At 36.8% G+C, this 1,590-nt stretch carries 2 protein-coding genes; both read left to right on the top strand.

Going from position 1 to position 1,590, the window contains the following annotated elements; all coding sequences use genetic code 11:
* Positions 1–156: 156 nt before the first annotated feature.
* On the top strand, positions 157–696 hold the full coding sequence (locus tag Q1A54_RS20285; protein ID WP_299991864.1) for a hypothetical protein: 540 nt from the start codon (positions 157–159) through the stop codon (positions 694–696).
* An 87-nt stretch (positions 697–783) separates the two neighbouring features.
* A complete protein-coding gene (locus tag Q1A54_RS20280; protein WP_299991861.1) occupies positions 784–1,146 on the top strand; it encodes a hypothetical protein in 363 nt (120 codons plus the stop codon).
* Positions 1,147–1,590 lie beyond the last annotated feature (444 nt).

Below are 1,590 nucleotides of genomic sequence, written 5' to 3'. Positions count from 1 at the left end.
AGAGTTAAGTGTGATTCCAAAAGATAGCCCTTATCCGCTGCTTTTTAAAACCAGCTACCGAAGGTTTAGTGCAACACAGTTCATAGTTTAGGCTGTGGCTTCGCCTTGCCCATACTATGTACAAAACGTTAGGCGGTAATGCAATTATAGAAGACAATGAAAAACATCTCTTACTTAGTTGTCATCTTGTTGCTGATAAGCTGTTCAGATAAAAACTACAATTCGGAATTAAAGGATAAAATAGACCATCTAATTGTAAAGGCTGAAAGGCAAGGCAGGGATAAAGTGATAGAATTTCCATTGGACAGCCTGACAGACTTTGAATGGGATGAAGCTTACATGTTTTTGGGTAATACAGGTGGAATAGGTTTGGATTACATTAGCAAGCACATAGATGCAAGGTGGAGTGGACCTGATGTTGATGATAATCACCAGAGACTAATTTTCCTTAACAATAAAGAAGTTGTTTCCTATGTGGACTTTGACTTGAATGAAGAAAGTATCTGGTTTGATAGTTGTGAGTTTTCTCCCCATGATAACCAAGATATTGGTGCCGCAGTGAAAAGAATTAGTAGAGAAAAAGATAAGATGTTTATTACCTACTTGAACTGCCAAAACAATAGAGAAACACGTTATTTTATGCCAAAGCATTGCTTAGCTTCACGGCATGAAATGCTGCAACCGAACTGTAAATAGAATATCACAGCCTAACACTGCACATAAAACAAGCTTCGGCTACGCCTTACTCGCATTATGTACTAACCGTTGCCCTTAATACAAAGTATGAAAACAAATTCTAAAAAGGGTTTATACCTGCTCTTTATTCCCTTACTTATAGCCTGCTCACCTGATATAGAATTTGAAAAAGAAGGATGGAAAAAGCAGGTTGATGGAAGTTACCTTTACAGGGACAAGATGGTTAACAACTTATTGAAGTCTCAGAAATTAGAAGGATTGCCATATGATTCTTTAGTCAGTCTCTTAGGTCATCCAGAACCTTATGGAATGTTGAAAGAAAATGAAACTACCTACATACTTGTAGAAGACTATGGAAGGGACATTGACCCTGTTTATGTAAAGCTCTTAAAAATAAAGTTATCTGCTGACTCTACTGTATCAGCTTATGAAGTCGTGGAAACAAAATAATTAGCAATAAGAAAAAGCACTTAGGGCAACACAATGCTTAAGTAACCTCACTAACGCTTCGGCATCTTAAGCACGCGGCCGTTAGCATTTATAATAATTTAAAATCCTCAATTGCTTCACGAAAAAAATGTATTTCTCACAACTTACAATAGGTGTTATAATTTTCTATCTAACTATATCATCTATTATAGGTGGAGTAATAACATTGCTAGTGAAGACAATTAGCAATATGTTGTTTGGAAAGAAAATAAACATTAAGAAGACTTTTCTATGGGTATCTATTTTAGTGTTTATCGTTTTCTTAATCCTTATTATTACAGATGAACCATATGAAGGAGGAAGAGGAATGAATTATAAAACTACATCTGCTAATCGAGTAGACGGCCCCGTCAGCGTTAGCTGACGGGGTGCGCCTCTCACACCACTGTACAAGCGGGTCTCGCA

This window comes from uncultured Pontibacter sp. (assembly GCF_947502515.1).
GTDB lineage: Bacteria > Bacteroidota > Bacteroidia > Cytophagales > Hymenobacteraceae > Pontibacter.
This window is presented reverse-complemented; position numbering and strand designations above follow the sequence as displayed.

Excerpts from the sequence above, each read along its gene's own strand:
- Q1A54_RS20285 (WP_299991864.1), top strand. The coding sequence starts at position 157 with ATGAAAAACATCTCTTACTTAGTTGTCATCTTGTTGCTGATAAGCTGT.
- Q1A54_RS20280 (WP_299991861.1), top strand. The coding sequence starts at position 784 with ATGAAAACAAATTCTAAAAAGGGTTTATACCTGCTCTTTATTCCCTTA.